General features: G+C 65.9%; 1 protein-coding gene. It reads right to left on the reverse strand.

Features of this window, described 5'->3' with window-relative positions:
• Positions 1 to 208 (reverse strand): radical SAM protein (locus PA598K_RS30790; protein WP_376739097.1); only part of this gene is annotated, 208 nt, incomplete at both ends.

Consider the following 208-nt stretch of genomic DNA (forward strand, 5'->3'; position numbering starts at 1 on the left):
GCGCCAGCGCCAGCTCGACGAGCTCCTCGTCGCTCTCCCCCATCCCGACGATCAGTCCCGAGCATGGAGACAGACCGTGCCGCTTCGCCAGCGCCACGGTCTGCGCGCGTTGGTCATAGGTATGCGTCGTCGCTATGGCCGGATAACGGCTGCGGCTCGTATTCAGATTATGGTTGTACCGATGCACGCCCGCCTCGGCCAGCCGCTC

The organism is Paenibacillus sp. 598K (genome assembly GCF_003851045.1).
In the GTDB taxonomy this organism is placed as follows: Bacteria; Bacillota; Bacilli; order Paenibacillales; family Paenibacillaceae; genus Paenibacillus_D.